The organism is Tenacibaculum halocynthiae, from assembly GCF_964512825.1.
GTDB classification, from domain to species: Bacteria; Bacteroidota; Bacteroidia; order Flavobacteriales; family Flavobacteriaceae; genus Polaribacter; species Polaribacter halocynthiae.
Genome location: NZ_CAZELG010000043.1, coordinates 47,960 through 63,245 on the forward strand (window position 1 = coordinate 47,960; position 15,286 = coordinate 63,245).

Consider the following 15,286-nt stretch of genomic DNA (forward strand, 5'->3'; position numbering starts at 1 on the left):
TGAAGTTATTATAAATAAAGAAGTATAGTAATATTCTTATTTAAATAACGACAACAATACAATAAAGCAAGAATAATGTCGAAAGAAGAAAACTTACAATGTTCCTTTTGTGGTAGAAAAAAACCAGAAACAGATTTATTAATAGCAGGTTTAGATGCACATATTTGTGATAAGTGTATTGAACAAGCTCATGGAATAGTTGAAGAGGAAGTAGCAGAAGCTAAAACGAGTAGCTTATCAAGTGATTTAACCTTAAAAAAGCCAAAAGATATTAAAGCTTTTTTAGATGAATATATCATAGGTCAAAGTCAAACTAAAAAGTCAATGTCTGTAGCTGTATATAATCATTACAAAAGATTATTGCAAACTAAAGATGATGAGAATGAAGTTGAAATTGAAAAGTCAAATATTGTTTTAGTTGGTGAAACAGGAACAGGTAAAACATTAGTAGCACGTACAATTGCTAAAATGTTAAATGTTCCTTTTTCAATAGTAGACGCTACTGTTTTAACGCAAGCAGGATACGTAGGAGAAGATGTAGAGAGTATTTTAAGTCGTTTATTACAAGCTGCTGACTATGATGTAGAAAAAGCTGAACGAGGAATTGTTTTTATTGATGAAATAGATAAAATAGCTCGTAAAGGAGATAATCCATCAATTACTAGAGATGTTTCAGGAGAAGGTGTGCAACAAGCTTTATTAAAGCTTTTAGAAGGAGCTGTTGTAAATGTTGCACCTAAAGGTGGACGAAAGCACCCTGAACAAAAATTTATAGAAGTTAATACTAAAGATATTTTATTTATAGCAGGAGGAGCTTTTTCTGGAATTGATAGAATTATAAGTAAGCGTTTAAATATGCAAGCTGTTGGGTACAGTGCTTCTATAGATGAAGATAAGGTTGATGAAAGTAATTTACTACAATACATTATTCCTTCAGATTTAAAAAACTTTGGTTTAATACCTGAAATTATAGGTCGTTTGCCAGTGTTAAGTTATATGAATCCGTTAGACGCTAAAACATTACGTGCTATTTTAACAGAGCCTAAAAACTCGATTATTAAACAATACACCAAGTTATTTGCGATGGATGATGTAGAGTTTTCTATGACAGAAGAAGCATTAATGTTTATTGTAGGAAAAGCTGTTGAATATAAATTAGGAGCACGTGGTTTACGATCATTATGTGAGGCTATTTTAACAGATGCCATGTTTGAGCTTCCAAGTACAGATGACAAAGAATTTATTGTTGACGTAGCGTATGCAGAAAATAAACTTACTAAAAATGCTTTAACAAAATTAAGAGCAGCTTCTTAAGTAAAAAAAACAATAAAAAAAAGCCTCATTTTATTAAAAATGAGGCTTTTTTATGTTAAAAAATGTGCTTTTTAAAGCGCTTTAACTTTACTATGTTTAACTATCCATTCTGAAAGCTGAGCAGCAGTTATGTTATACTTCTGCTGTATTTTACTTTTAACACTTTGTGTATATGAATGGTTTAAAACTAATTTTTCATATTCACCAACAACAGATTTTTTAAATTTCAAATAATAGCTTTCAGTACTTTCTTTTTGAGGTGCTGTTTTTGCTTTTAAAGAAGGAGTACCAAACTGATCTATCCATTTAGTAAGATCACCAGGGTTTAAATTATATTTTTGTTGTATTTCTTCTTTTTTACTTTGTAAATACGAAGGGTTTAAAACTAATTTTTCATATTCATTAACGGCTAAATGTTTAAACTTTGAAAAATAAACAGCAGTATTCGTTTTTATAACAGTTTTGTTAGTGTTAGTTAAATTTGAATATTCAGCTATCCATTGACTAAATTGACTACCATCTAAACTATATTTTTGTTGAACTTCAAGTTTCTTGTTATCAAGATGAGAAGGAGCTAAAAGTAATTTGTCATATTCTGTAATTACTGATAGTTGAAACTTTTCATAATAGTTAGCCGCTGTTTCAGTAGATTGATTACTTTTTTCAGTCGTAATAGTTTTTGGTGTGCTAGTCGTTTTAGGAGTACTTTCTACTTTAGTAATTTGTATAGGTGCGCTAGCTTCCATGTTTTCAAGATAAGCTACTGAGCTATCCTTATACCAACCTTCTGAATATTTAGAATAGGTTTCTTTGTTAATTAGAATTTTTTGAAGCTTATTATTGCTTGCATCAAAGTTTTCTAAAGCAGTACAATTTTTAATATTTAGTTCAGTAAGTTTATTGTCATTACAATATAAATCCCTCATGGTAGGTTTATCGCCAAGTTTTAAAGAGATTAATTTATTGTTGTCACAACTTACAGAAAATAAATTTGGATTGTTGCTTAAATCTAAAGTTTCAATTTTGTTATCACTACAGTTTAAAAAAGTAATTTCAGTGTTTTTAGAAAGGTCTAGTTTAGTAATTTCATTACCATAACAATCTAAACGTTTTAAGTTTGGAAAGTGTTCAATACCTGATAAACTTTTTATTTTAGAATTAACATTAGGTAATAATTTATTATCCAAAGGAGTATTAATATTTAGGTTTACAACATATCGTGCATCACTAACTAAAATATTTCCATTTAAACCGTTAGTATCAATGTTTAAATCTATTAAAGCCTCTTCAAAACCAATATCAGGTATTATAATTGTTTCCTGCGAAAATAAACTGATTGTAAATAAGATTGAAATACAAAAAGTATTAATTAATTTCATAAATGTATAGAATTTGGGGTCAAATTTATATATTTAATATGCTTTAAAAAAATTAAAGTGTCAACTCGCTTAATTTTTAAAGACAAGAAAAAGGTAAAACTAGTATCTTTGCAGGCCATATTTATACTATATGATTACTCAACAAACAATCGACAGAGTCTTTGAAGTTGCCCAGGTAGAAGAGGTAATAGGAGAGTTTGTACAATTAAAAAAGTCAGGAAGTAGTTTTAAAGGATTAAGTCCTTTTACAGACGAAAGAACCCCTTCTTTTATGGTATCTCCAGTAAAACAAATATGGAAAGATTTTAGTACAGGAAAAGGAGGGAATGCTATTTCATTTTTAATGGAGCATGAACATTATACTTATCCTGAAGCAATTAGATGGCTAGCTAAAAAGTATAATATTGAAATTGAAGAAACTGAGCAGTCTGATGAGCAAAAAGAGCAAATGAATGAACGTGAAAGTATGTTTCTAGTTTCAAAATTTGCAAAAGATTATTTTCATGATTTATTAATGAATAGTCAAAACGGACGAGCAATAGGTTTGTCTTACTTCAAAGAAAGAGGTTTTAGAGAAGATATTATCGAAAAATTTGACTTAGGATATTGTAAAGATGAATGGGATAATTTTACAAAAGCTGCATTAGCTAAAGGCTATGATTTAAAATATTTAAAATCTACAGGATTAACAATAGTAAAAGAAGGTGGTGCTCAAGATAGGAAGTTTGACCGTTTTAAAGGGAGAGTAATGTTTCCTATTCATAGTATGTCTGGTAGAATTTTAGGATTTGGAGGAAGAATACTTACTAATGATAAAAAAGCAGCTAAATATTTAAACTCACCAGAAAGTGAAATTTATCATAAAAGTAAAATTTTATACGGACTTTATCATGCTAAAAAAGAAATAGCAAAGCAAGATAATTGTTTCTTAGTAGAAGGGTATACTGATGTTATTTCTTTTTACCAGTCAGGGGTTGAAAATGTAGTAGCTTCTTCTGGTACAGCATTAACTCCCGATCAAATTCGATTGGTAAATAGATTAACAAAAAATATAACGGTTCTTTTTGATGGAGATGCTGCAGGAATTAGAGCTTCTCTTAGAGGTATAGATTTAATTTTGGAGCAAGGAATGAATGTGAAAGTTGTTTCTTTCCCTGAAGGTGAAGACCCTGATAGTTTTGCTAAAGCACATTCTACAGCAGAGTTGAAAAGTTACTTAGAAGAAAAATCACAAGATTTTATTGAATTTAAAGTGTCTCTTTTAATGGAGGAGGCAAAAAATGATCCAGTAAAAAAAGCAGGTTTAATTCGAGATATTGTTACTAGTATTTCTAAAATTCCAGATGGTATCCAGAGAGAGGTGTATGTACAAGAATGTGCCAGAATTATGGATATTTCCGAACGAGTTTTATTTAGTGAGTTAGCTCAGTTAATAAATAAAGGAGCAAGTAAAAACTCTACTCAATCTACTCAACGAGCTTCTGAAAAAACAAAAATGGAGCTTGTTAAAGGGAAAGCTTCAGGTAAAGGTGCTCAAAAAATAGATCAATTAACAATTCTAGAAAAAGAAATTATACGAATTTTGTTGTTGTATGGAAACGAGGTGATTGATTTTATTAACTGGGTAGATGTTGTTGATAAGCATGGAAGACCTATGCTAGAAAAAGAAGAATACCAAAATTCAGTATCAAATGAATTGTACCTGAATTTACAAGAAGATGAAATTGAATTTTCAAATGAATTGTTTAGGTTAACCTATTATGAATTAGTACATCAATTAAATCAAAAAGAAAAAATAGTAATTGATCAGCTAATAATGCATGAAAATACTAATATCTCGAGTTTAGTAACTAATATTTTAATGGATGAAGAAAAATATACATTAAGTAGTTGGGAACGAAAAGAAGTTTTTGTTACCGAAACTGCTAAAATATTGCCAAAATTAGTTACTGATGCTATTTTGAATTTAAGAAGAGTGTTAATAGAAAAGAAAATAGAGGGTATACTTCAGGATATACAAGAAAAGCAAGCAGTTCCTGACTTAGAAGAGATTAGTAATTATACAGAGCTTAAAAAACTTCTTTTTGAAAAACTTAATAGAGTAGTTTAAAAAATAAAAAAAAGATAAAAGGTGTTTTTCCTTTGTGTAAAAAAATACGTTTTATCTTTTTTTTTGTAAATTGCCCTCGAAAAGAATAAAGAAAACTAATCATAACAAATAATCATGAGAAAATTTTTACAAATTTTCGAATTAATTAGGCTAATTATTTTACTCCCCTTTAAAATTTCAAATGGTCAAAAAAAACGAGCGTACAAGAGAATAAAGCAGCAGATGGTATCTGCAAATTTACTTTAAGTCTTTTGGAATCTCACAAACAGGTATAGGTATCATCTTATGCTGGTTTATTCGGTTAAGTCGGGTGTATATTTTGTATACTTCTAACTTTCTACCAGTGAAATCAGTGCTAATTTTACCCTTTTCCTGCATGTCCATAGCCCATTCTAATTCATCATATGAAGCTCCAATTTGATCTTCATCGTTTCTACTATCTCCAAATAAGCCATCTGTAGGTTGTGCTTTTTGAATTGATGTTGGAACTTCTAAATATTCAGCAAGTTTGTAAACTTCTGATTTTACTAAATTTGCAATGGGGCTTAAATCTACACCACCATCACCATATTTAGTAAAAAAACCTACTCCAAAATCTTCTACTTTATTACCAGTTCCAGCAACTAATAAACCGTGTAATCCAGCAAAATAGTATAACGTAGTCATACGTAAACGAGCACGTGTATTTGCCAGTGCTAAATCTACTTTAGGAGATGAAGTGATTTGTGGAACTACTGTTTTAAAATTTTCAAAAGTACTTGTTAAATTAACTTCAGTTTCGCTAACATTTTTAAATCGTTCTTTTAGTTGTTTTATATGTTCATTAGCTCTATTTACTTGAGAAGTAGCTTGGTGTATTGGTAGTTCGACACACAATGTTGTTAAACCCGTTTCAGCGCATAGGGTAGATGTAACTGCACTATCTATTCCTCCTGAAATTCCAACAACAAAACCACTAACTTTTGCATTAGTAGCGTAATCTTTTAACCATTTAATAATATGCTCAGCAACTTTAGGTGTATCCATTCTATAAGTATTTGTGTGTATAAGTTTTTACTTGGTGAAACTATTTTAGTAATTTCGACGTTGTAAATTTGAATGTAAATATACTAAAGTTAATGCAAAAGTTTTTAGCCCTTTTTTTGATAACAGTGTTGTTTTTTTCTTGTAAAAACGGAAGTAAAGATGAGGTTGATGTGTCTAATATTTCAATAAATTTTAAGCTTGATAGGTTTGATGTAGATTTTTACAATTCACATGAAAAACAGCTAAATGAGTTGAAACAATATTATCCTTTTTTATTTCCTTTTGGTGTACATGATAGTGTTTGGTTAAAGAAAAGGAAAGATAAAGATGAACAAGAATTATTTGTTGAAGTTCAAAAAAAGTACAATAATATAGATGTTTTAAAAAATGAGTTAGCGTTATTGTTTAAGTATGTAAAATATTATAACACGAAATTTAAGAGTCCTAAGGTAGTTACCATGCTTACAAATATTGATTATGATCATAGAGTTGTGTATGCTGATAGTTTGATGTTAATTTCATTAGATTCTTATTTAGGAGAAAAACATGAGTTTTATGGAGAATATCCAGCATATATTAAGCAAAATAATACTAAAGATCGAATAATAATAGATGTTGCTAATTCTATTATAAATAAACAAGTATTGATAGGGAAGGGAAGAACTTTTGTAGATAAGATGGTAGACAAAGGAAAAAAGATGTACTTATTAGATGCCTATGTGCCTATGATTGATGATAGAATAAAGATAGGTTATAATGCGTTGAAATATAGTTGGGCAAAAAATAATGAAGAAGAAATATGGCAGTATTTTATAGAAAAAGATTTGTTGTTTAGTACCGATAAAAGTTTGGACAGAAGATTTTTGGAAATAGCTCCATTTTCTAAATTTTATAAAGAGGAAGATAACTTGTCACCAGGAAGGATAGGAGAGTGGATTGGATGGCAAATTGTTAGGTCATATATGGATAAGAATGATGTATCTTTGCATCAGTTAATACGAACAAGCGAAGAGGAAATCTTTAAAAAATCTAAATATAAACCAAGGAGATAATGAGTGTAGTACATAAATCAGAAATAGCATTTACAGTAGGATTAGACGAAAATAGAATCCCTGAAGAAATTTCATGGAATGCTGAAGACGGTGGAATTAAAAATGAAGAATCTAAAGCAATTATGTTATCTGTTTGGGATCATAAGAAAAAAGACACTTTACGCATGGATTTGTGGACTAAAGACATGCCTGTTGATGAAATGAAGCAGTTTTTTCATCAAACCTTAGTATCTATGGCAGGATCATTTGAAAGAGCTACAAATGATGAGAAAATGAGTGCTACTATGAGAGATTTTTGCGATTATTTTGCAGAAAAATTGGAATTAGTAAAGAAATAAAAAAAAGCAACTTTTAAGTTGCTTTTTTTTATGAAGTATGGTTTTTTATTTTGTTAATTATAAATTCATAATCTTCTGTATTATTAACGAAATCTAAATTAGAAACGTCAATAATTAAAATATTAAGATCTGATTGAGTTTTTATAAAATTACTATAACCGTCATGGATTTTTTGTAAATAACTTGCTTCTATATTTTGTTCATAATCACGTCCTCTTTTCTTTATGTTTTGTAGTAAACGTGTTGTGTTTTGATACAAATAAACATAAAGATCTGGCTTTGTAATTTCTTTATACATCATGTCAAACATCTTCCTGTATAAAGTGTACTCGTCATTCTGAAGAGTAATTTGAGCAAAAATTAATGATTTAAAGATATAATAATCTGAAACTATAAAGTTTTTAAATAAATCAAACTGAGCTAAATCTTCTGAAAGTTGTTGATAACGATCTGCTAAAAAGCTCATTTCTAAAGGAAAAGCATATCGTTCATTGTCGCTATAAAATTTAGGTAAAAACGGATTGTCAGCAAAACGTTCTAATACTATTTTTGCATTAAATTCATCTGCCATCATTTTTGTTAACGATGTTTTACCTGCTCCAATGTTACCTTCAATAGCTATGTAATTATATTTTTCAGTAATTGGTATAGGTCTGTTTAGCTTTTCAGGAATAGTCTTTATATCTGAAGTATCTGAACAGTTATTTAAACAATCAGTTAATTTTATTTTTTCAATAGGATGAATTACATTTTTTGCAATCTCTACCAGTGGAGCAAGGGCGAATTTTCGCTCTAACATTCTTGGATGAGGAACTATTAAGTTTTTTGAAAAAATAATTTCATCGTCAAAAAGAAGAATGTCAAGATCAATAACTCTATCAGAATATCCATTATTATCATTCCTTACTCTACCTAAATCATTCTCGATTTTGAGAAGTGTTGTAATTAATGTTTCTGGTGGTAGATAGGTAGAGACTTTAATGCTAGTATTATAAAAGTTTTTACTACTAAACCCCCAGGAAGGAGTTTCATATATAGAAGCAACTTTTAGTACTGATCCAACTTTATTTGCAATTACATCAATTGCATTTTGAAGATTTTTTAACTTGTCTCCTTGGTTAGTTCCTAATGAAAGGTATGTAATTCGTTGTATTTTCATTTGTAGAATGCAAAGAAAAATAAAATATAAAAGAATATAGAGATAAAGAAGAGTTTTATTTTTTTAGAATATTAAAGTATGATTTTTATTCTAATTGATTCAATTAATAAGTAAAGCTTAAATACCATTATGCTAACTTTATAAAAGTAGGGTAAAACACTTTTAATTAGTTATACTACTATAATTAGTTTTTAACTGTTTTACTAATTTAAATGGAAGTAAGAATGAAAATAATGAAAAAAATATCGCAATTACTTGAATTAATCGGGTTAATTATATCCTTGCCTTTTAAAATCTCTAATGGGCAAAAAAAACGAGCATACAGAGAAATAAAAAAACAACTAATCTCTACTAAACTAATTTAAGTTTATTTAGATTAAAAAAAATTGCTTTTTAGGTAGGGTAAAGTAAAATTTAATTGTTTTATAATTGAATTTCTTAATAGAGTAAGGTTTTTTGCTAAGATCGTAATTGGGGAATTAGATCTTGATTTATAAAAAAATCTCTTAATTCAAAAGGCTACCAATTCTTGGTAGCCTTTTAGCTTTTTAATTTTTTTAAAGTGAAAAATTTAATTAAAATTTATAGTTAAAGCCAATTTGCAGACCTATACTGTAAGGTAGGCCTGCTGATTTATTTTGTAAGTTGAAATACTTTTTATAATTTAATTCCAAATTTAAATAAGTATTTTTAAATAAATTCAACTCTGAAGAAACTCCTAGGTTTAATGAGCTCGCTTTATCATTAAATAAATTGTTATAACCAATATCGAGTTTTTCATTTTTAGAAGTACTTATATATATGGTGTTGTTTTCTTGATATATCATGCTGTATCCAATTATGGTACTTAAATTATAACGCCCTTTTAAAATTTGATACTTCATTTCTAATGGAAATTCTAAATAGTTAAGCTCTTGAGTTATATTAAATAAATTATCATTGCCAATAAAATTAAAAATATCATTATTGTTGCTAATGAATGATATTCCAGATTGTTTTAGAGTTGTTGAAATTTGATTGTTGATGTTTTTTGTTTGAATGTTGTTGATACTGTTTTTTAATCTTAGCTTTTGTATACCAAGCCTTATTAAAAGATTATTGTTAATTCTGTAATTAAAATACATTCCATAGTTATAGGAGAAGGAATTATTTGTTGTATTTGATCCAAGTTTATTGCTATAAATATCATTTAAATTACTTAATGAACTAAAGTGGTTAACTCCAAAATTTGCAGTGATACTTATTTTACTTTTACTTTTTTTTGATTGATTTTTATAGGTGTTTTTATTTAGTATGTAAATAGAGTTTGTGTTCTTATATGGTTTTATACCCATGGCTTTAAGCTTAGTATAACTTTTTTTAGTATTAATACCATGTTTAAATATTAGTGTTGTTTCATGTGTTAGAGCAACTTTCTTATCAATACTTTTATGTTTAGCTTTTTTAGAAGCTAAATTATTTTCTTTCCCTTTTCTCTTGTCTTCTATGCTTATATAGCTGGCTAGTGCTTTTTCTTTTTGTATGATTTTAAGTGGATTATTATTGTTGAGTTTTTCTGTTTTATCTATCGATTTTAAAGCTGTTTTCTTTAGTTTTAAATGTATTGTTAACGCTAACAAGCTTACTAAAATTAATATGATGATTATTCTTTTTGTCCAGTTTTTCTTTTTTGGATTAAGTTCTGATGTAATATTTGCCCAAACAAAATCATCAGGAGTATCTTTGTAGCCTTCTAACCTATCTTTAAAAACAGCACCTATCTCTTTATTATTATTCATGTGAATTGTTTGTTTTTTTATAGTTTAGAACTTTGTTTTTTAATACTTTTTTTGCTCTAAATAAATTAGATTTAGAAGTTCCTTCTGATATAGAAAGCATTGTAGATATTTCTTTATGTGAGTAATTATCTAGTTCATATAAATTGAAACAGATTCTATATTGATCTGGTAATTCTTGAATGAATTTTAATATGATGGACAATGGTATTTCTTTTATTGGAGGTATTTCTATATTAGCTTTTAAATGTATGTCTTTTAGAGGAGTGTTTGATTTTATGTTTTTTTTGTATTTGTCAATAGCTTTATTAATTGTAATTCTTTTCATCCAACCTTCAAAAGATCCTTTGTTATTAAATTTTTTTATATTATTTAGAATTTCAATGAATGAATCTTGAAGATTGTCTTGTGCTTCTTCTCTATTTATACAATACTTTAAGGATACACCAAATAATACATCTTTATATAGTTTATAAAGTGCGTTCTGTGCTTGATGCTCTTTTTTTATACAAGAATTAATTAATTTTTCTAATTCCAATGTTTTATTTCTTTAACATATATATATGTAATTTTAATTAAGAAGAGATACAATATAAATAATATTAAATAGAGAAATGATTTATAGTTTTACAGCATTCCATATACCTGGTGAAAGATACACATGTTTATATGTACCTCTTAATGTCATTTCATCTAGTGTTCCTGTGTATATATAAGTACATTTATTTAATTCTGGTTTGTTACCATTGAATATGTATGTTAAAGTATTTCCATTTAAAGACCAGGTTCCATATGTTTTATATAAACGTACTCCATTATCTGTTAACTCCTCAAATTTTGTGGAATTGTTTTCATAAAACTCTACTTCTGAATTTATTTTATAATTATTTTTAGGATAAATAGTTAGCATTTTCCAAATTGTATTTTTAAAAGGTAATGTAGTAAATACTTTTTCTTCACTATATAATATATCTTTCTGAGTTTTAATAAATGACCTGAAATAATAAGTTGTATTAACTAATAATCCTTCAATTTTTGTGATATAATTTTTTTTAGATTTATCTTCAATAAATGTATAATCATTTATAGTTGGTTTCGGTTCTAGGCTCCAACAAATACCATATTCAATTAAATTATTACTGTTATGCTTTGAGTTAATTTTTATTGAGGTAAAAGTTTTTTGAGAAGAATTTATAATTGATGGTTTTTCTATAAAGTTTAGATTCAATTTTTCTTCTGAGCAGCTAATAAATATTTGAATTGAGAAAAATAATAATGCTAATAGTGTTAGTTTTTTCATTTTTAATTATTTTATGTTTAGTTAATCTGCATCATATGCTACATAAGCACTAGTAAGCCCTTTTTGGTAGTCTTTGTTGTTTTTTTTAAGAAAAAAATTATAATTAACCCAACAATACCCTTCGTTACCCCAGTTTGTTCCCCAGGAATTAACAATGTTAAAGGCATTCATAGTATCATCATAACCAACTATTAAAATTGCATGTCCACAAAGCCCTTCAATAGGGTTTTTGCTATAAGTATTGGTAATATATTGTCCCTTTTGATTTTCGAAAACTAGATTTTCAAAGTCCATTGAAATTACAACAGGTTGTTTTTGGTTGAGTAATGTTTTTATTAGGTTTATTAGAGTGTATCTTTTTTGAGTAATTGTATCAGGAACACTCACGTAATAATATTCTTTTATTTTATTTTTTTCAGCTAAAGCAAGTTGCTTGTTAGTAGGTAAAGTTGAGCAAGCGATATCTGTATAAGGAAACTCTTTCCAACTAGTTGTTCCTTGACTTTTTAAGAGTTCTAGAGCATTTTGAATGTTAGATCCTGATAAACAGTTTGAGTTTTCTTTAGTTTGGTTATAGACAAAAGAAGGGCTCATTACATCTTTATATGAGCTGTACTCATAGTTATGTTGTATTTTTTCTTGATAACTTTTTAAATAATAGCTTGTAGCCCATGCTACACAACTTCCTTGATGACCTTGACTTCTAACCGGTGGCATATCGGTTGATAGATCAATAATATTAGGTAAACTATCAGGGATTGTAATTAAATTTATTAACTCAGATGATGAAGTTTTTTTTAAAGCACTATTACAAGCACTTCCTGTTTGGTTTGGATCGTTTGGAGATTCTTCTGAAATAATTATATCCGGAACAAAAATAGGAGGGGTTTCATTTTCAAGAGGGAATTGATTATATGAATATTCGCAGCTATTTATAAACAATACAGATAGAGAGATAATAAATAGATGAATCCTTTTTTTCATTTTAAATAATTTAGAGTATTATTTAATAGTCTGAGTAATCAAAAAAGGTTGCGTTAAAATCAAAAAAAATCGCCAAAAATATTTTTTGGCGATTTTTTTATAACTAAATAAAGTTTTTAGTCTTCTTTTTTAGCTTCTCTAGGCTTTCTATCATCACGACGATTGTCACGCCCACGATTATTATCCCTATTTCTATTATTATCTCTAGGAGGTCTAGCTACATAACCTTCAGGTTTAGGTAACAAAGCTTTTCTAGAAACTTTTTCTTTACGAGTTTTAGGATCAATTCCGAAATACTTTACGTCAAGTACGTCACCTAATTTAACAACGTCAGTTACATTATTTGTGCGTTCCCAAGCTAATTCACTTACGTGTAGTAAAACTTCATTACCAGGAGCCTCAGCATATTCTACTACAGCACCAAAATCTAAAATTTTAATTACTTTAACTTGATAAACAGAACCTCTTTCAGGTTTGAACATCATTGACTCAATACGAGCTATAACTTTTTCAATTCCTTCTGGGCTTGTTCCTAAAATTTCAACAATTCCTTCTTCAGTAACAGGATCTTCATTGATAACAATTGTAGTTTCTGTTTCTTTTTGTAATTCTTGAATATGTTTACCACCTGGTCCAATAAAAGCACCAATCATATCATTAGGGATAGTTCTGGTAATCATTTTTGGAGCATGCGCTTTAACCTCTTCACTAGGTTGAGCAATAGTATCTGTTAATTTTTCTAAGATATGTAAACGACCTTCACGAGCTTGTTTTAATGCATTTACTAAAATTTCATAAGATAAACCTTTAACCTTAATGTCCATTTGACAAGCAGTAATACCATCAGCAGTACCAGTAACTTTAAAGTCCATATCACCTAAATGATCTTCATCTCCTAAAATATCAGATAAAACAGCATAACGATCACCATCAGAAATTAATCCCATAGCAATACCAGAAACTGGTTTTTTTAGTTGAACTCCAGCATCCATTAATGCCATCGTTCCAGAACATACAGTTGCCATTGAAGAAGAACCGTTAGATTCTAATACTTCAGAAACAACACGAACGGTATAAGGACAATCAGCAGGAATCATTCCTTTTAATGCACGTTGTGCTAAATTACCGTGCCCAACTTCTCTTCTAGAAGTTCCTCTTAATGGTCTAGCTTCACCTGTACAAAAAGGAGGGAAGTTATAATGTAAATAAAATGTTTCTTCACCTTCATAAGATGGCATATCTATTTGATTTGCTTCTCTAGAAGTTCCTAATGTTACTGTAGCTAAAGCTTGAGTTTCCCCACGTGTAAAAATAGAAGAACCATGAGTAGAAGGTAAATAATCAACCTCACACCAAATTGGTCTGATATCTGTAGTTTTACGTCCATCTAAACGTAAACCTTCTGAAAGAGTTAATTCTCTAACAGCATTTTTTTGTGCTTTATTGAAGTATTTTCCAATTAAACTTCCAAAGTCAGCAATTTCTTCTTCTGTAAATGAAGCAACAATTTCTTCTTTTACTTCAGAAAAAGCTAAACCTCTTTCTTTCTTAGAAGTTCCTTTTTTAGCTATATCATAACATTTTTGGTAAGCAGCATCATGAATTTTCTTTGCTAATTCCTCATCTTCTCTTTCTGGTTCATATTCACGAGTTTCTTTTTTACCGAAAGCTTCCGCTAAACGTACTTGTGCAGCACATTGTACTTTAATAGCTTCATGAGCAAATTTAATAGCATCAGCCATTTCCTCTTCAGTAACCTCATCCATTTCTCCTTCTACCATCATTACAGAGTCAGCAGAAGCACCAATCATCATGTCTAAATCAGCATCAGCTAATTGAGTTCTGTTAGGATTGATAACGAATTCACCGTTTACTCTAGCAACTCTTACTTCTGAAATAGGAGTTTCAAAAGGAATGTCACTTAATTGAATTACCGTTGAAGCAGCTAAACCAGCTAAAGCATCTGGCATAACGTTTTCGTCATGAGACATTAACTGAATCATTACTTGCGTTTCTGCATGGTAATCTTTAGGGAATAATGGACGTAATACACGATCCACTAAACGCATTGTTAATACTTCTCCATCACTAGGTCTAGCTTCTCTTTTAAAGAAACCACCAGGATAACGACCTGCAGCTGCAAATTTTTCTCTATAGTCTACAGTTAATGGTAAAAAATCAACATCAGATTGTTTGTAGTTAGATACAACTGTACATAACAACATTGCTTTTCCCATTTGAACAACAACTGAACCGTGTGCTTGTTTTGCTAATTTACCCGTTTCTAATGAAATGGTTCTTCCATCTCCAAGGTCAATGACCTCTCTAAATACTTTTGGAATCATAAAATGTTTTTTCTAAAAATTTTAATTCGTTTTTTGTGTTGTTGTGTTGCTGTTGTTTCAATGGAAGTATAAATACTTTTAATTGAAGTTTTTAAAATGAAAAACGAAGTTAAAAGTAATGAATTTTATTCAATTTTTTACAATAAAAAAGAGGCAGGAAATTCCTGCCTCTTTTTGTAAGGATTATTTTCTAATACCTAATTCTTTGATAATTGCACGATATCTGTTGATTTCTTTTTTCTTTAAGTAATCTAACAAACTTCTACGCTTACCTACCATCTTTACTAAAGAACGCTCAGTGTTAAAATCTTTACGATTTCTTTTTAAGTGCTCAGTTAAATGGTTAATTCTGTGCGTAAATAACGCAATTTGTCCTTCTGCTGTTCCAGTATCGTTGTTACCTTTACCGTGTTTAGCAAAAATTTCTTGTTTTACTTCTTTAGTTAAATACATACCAATATTGTTTAAATGATTTTAATGTACTCAATGATTTTTCATTGAAGG

The 15,286-nt window shown here is 28.8% G+C and carries 13 protein-coding genes; 4 read left to right on the forward strand and 9 right to left on the reverse strand.

Annotated elements, in window-relative coordinates:
* Positions 1 to 75 precede the first annotated feature (75 nt).
* A complete protein-coding gene (gene clpX / locus ACKTTQ_RS16620; protein WP_093870251.1) occupies positions 76 to 1,314 on the forward strand; it encodes an ATP-dependent Clp protease ATP-binding subunit ClpX in 1,239 nt (412 codons plus the stop codon).
* A gap of 71 nt (positions 1,315 to 1,385) precedes the next feature.
* On the opposite strand, the gene ACKTTQ_RS16625 is transcribed toward clpX, so the two are convergent.
* Entirely contained in the window at positions 1,386 to 2,693 is a 1,308-nt protein-coding gene (locus ACKTTQ_RS16625) for a leucine-rich repeat domain-containing protein (protein ID WP_113786911.1), read from the reverse strand.
* A 130-nt stretch (positions 2,694 to 2,823) separates the two neighbouring features.
* Here ACKTTQ_RS16625 and dnaG point away from each other — a divergent pair, with 130 nt between their 5' ends.
* Positions 2,824 to 4,803 carry a DNA primase gene (dnaG, locus tag ACKTTQ_RS16630; RefSeq protein ID WP_113786910.1) on the forward strand — a complete coding sequence of 660 codons (1,980 nt, stop codon included), beginning with the start codon at positions 2,824 to 2,826 and terminating at the stop codon, positions 4,801 to 4,803.
* Between the two features lie 237 nt (positions 4,804 to 5,040).
* Here dnaG and nadE read toward each other — a convergent pair whose 3' ends face one another.
* Positions 5,041 to 5,829, reverse strand: a complete 789-nt coding sequence (gene nadE / locus ACKTTQ_RS16635) for an NAD(+) synthase (RefSeq protein WP_408049847.1) — start codon at positions 5,827 to 5,829, stop codon at positions 5,041 to 5,043.
* Between the two features lie 92 nt (positions 5,830 to 5,921).
* Between nadE and gldB the strand changes: the two genes are divergently transcribed.
* Together gldB and gldC are read left to right on the forward strand one after the other, a co-directional pair.
* Positions 5,922 to 6,881 carry a gliding motility lipoprotein GldB gene (gene gldB, locus ACKTTQ_RS16640; RefSeq protein WP_093870255.1) on the forward strand — a complete coding sequence of 320 codons (960 nt, stop codon included), beginning with the start codon at positions 5,922 to 5,924 and terminating at the stop codon, positions 6,879 to 6,881.
* Positions 6,881 to 7,219: a gliding motility protein GldC gene (gene gldC, locus ACKTTQ_RS16645; RefSeq protein ID WP_093870256.1), complete on the forward strand. Its 339-nt coding sequence runs from the start codon at positions 6,881 to 6,883 to the stop codon at positions 7,217 to 7,219. The genes gldB and gldC overlap by 1 nt, the downstream gene beginning before the upstream one ends.
* A 28-nt stretch (positions 7,220 to 7,247) precedes the next feature.
* On the opposite strand, the gene folK is transcribed toward gldC, so the two are convergent.
* From folK to rpsO, 7 genes are all read right to left on the reverse strand, one after another.
* Positions 7,248 to 8,378 (reverse strand): 2-amino-4-hydroxy-6-hydroxymethyldihydropteridine diphosphokinase, encoded by a 1,131-nt coding sequence (gene folK, locus ACKTTQ_RS16650; protein ID WP_093870257.1) that lies wholly within the window; start codon positions 8,376 to 8,378, stop codon positions 7,248 to 7,250.
* 575 nt (positions 8,379 to 8,953) lie between these two features.
* Positions 8,954 to 10,156 carry a hypothetical protein gene (locus tag ACKTTQ_RS16655; protein ID WP_408049848.1) on the reverse strand — a complete coding sequence of 401 codons (1,203 nt, stop codon included), beginning with the start codon at positions 10,154 to 10,156 and terminating at the stop codon, positions 8,954 to 8,956.
* Positions 10,149 to 10,691 (reverse strand): RNA polymerase sigma factor, encoded by a 543-nt coding sequence (locus ACKTTQ_RS16660; protein ID WP_093870259.1) that lies wholly within the window; start codon positions 10,689 to 10,691, stop codon positions 10,149 to 10,151. Before ACKTTQ_RS16660 ends, ACKTTQ_RS16655 begins: the two co-directional genes overlap by 8 nt.
* Before the next feature lie 81 nt (positions 10,692 to 10,772).
* The gene (locus ACKTTQ_RS16665; RefSeq protein ID WP_408049849.1) at positions 10,773 to 11,453 is read right to left on the reverse strand and encodes a hypothetical protein; all 681 of its coding nucleotides are present in this window, start codon (positions 11,451 to 11,453) and stop codon (positions 10,773 to 10,775) included.
* Positions 11,454 to 11,474: 21 nt separating this feature from the next.
* Positions 11,475 to 12,437 (reverse strand): C1 family peptidase, encoded by a 963-nt coding sequence (locus ACKTTQ_RS16670; protein WP_408049850.1) that lies wholly within the window; start codon positions 12,435 to 12,437, stop codon positions 11,475 to 11,477.
* 116 nt (positions 12,438 to 12,553) lie between these two features.
* Positions 12,554 to 14,782, reverse strand: a complete 2,229-nt coding sequence (locus ACKTTQ_RS16675; RefSeq protein WP_299136613.1) for a polyribonucleotide nucleotidyltransferase — start codon at positions 14,780 to 14,782, stop codon at positions 12,554 to 12,556.
* Positions 14,783 to 14,965: 183 nt separating this feature from the next.
* Positions 14,966 to 15,235 (reverse strand): 30S ribosomal protein S15, encoded by a 270-nt coding sequence (gene rpsO / locus ACKTTQ_RS16680; protein ID WP_093870262.1) that lies wholly within the window; start codon positions 15,233 to 15,235, stop codon positions 14,966 to 14,968.
* Positions 15,236 to 15,286: the final 51 nt, after the last annotated feature.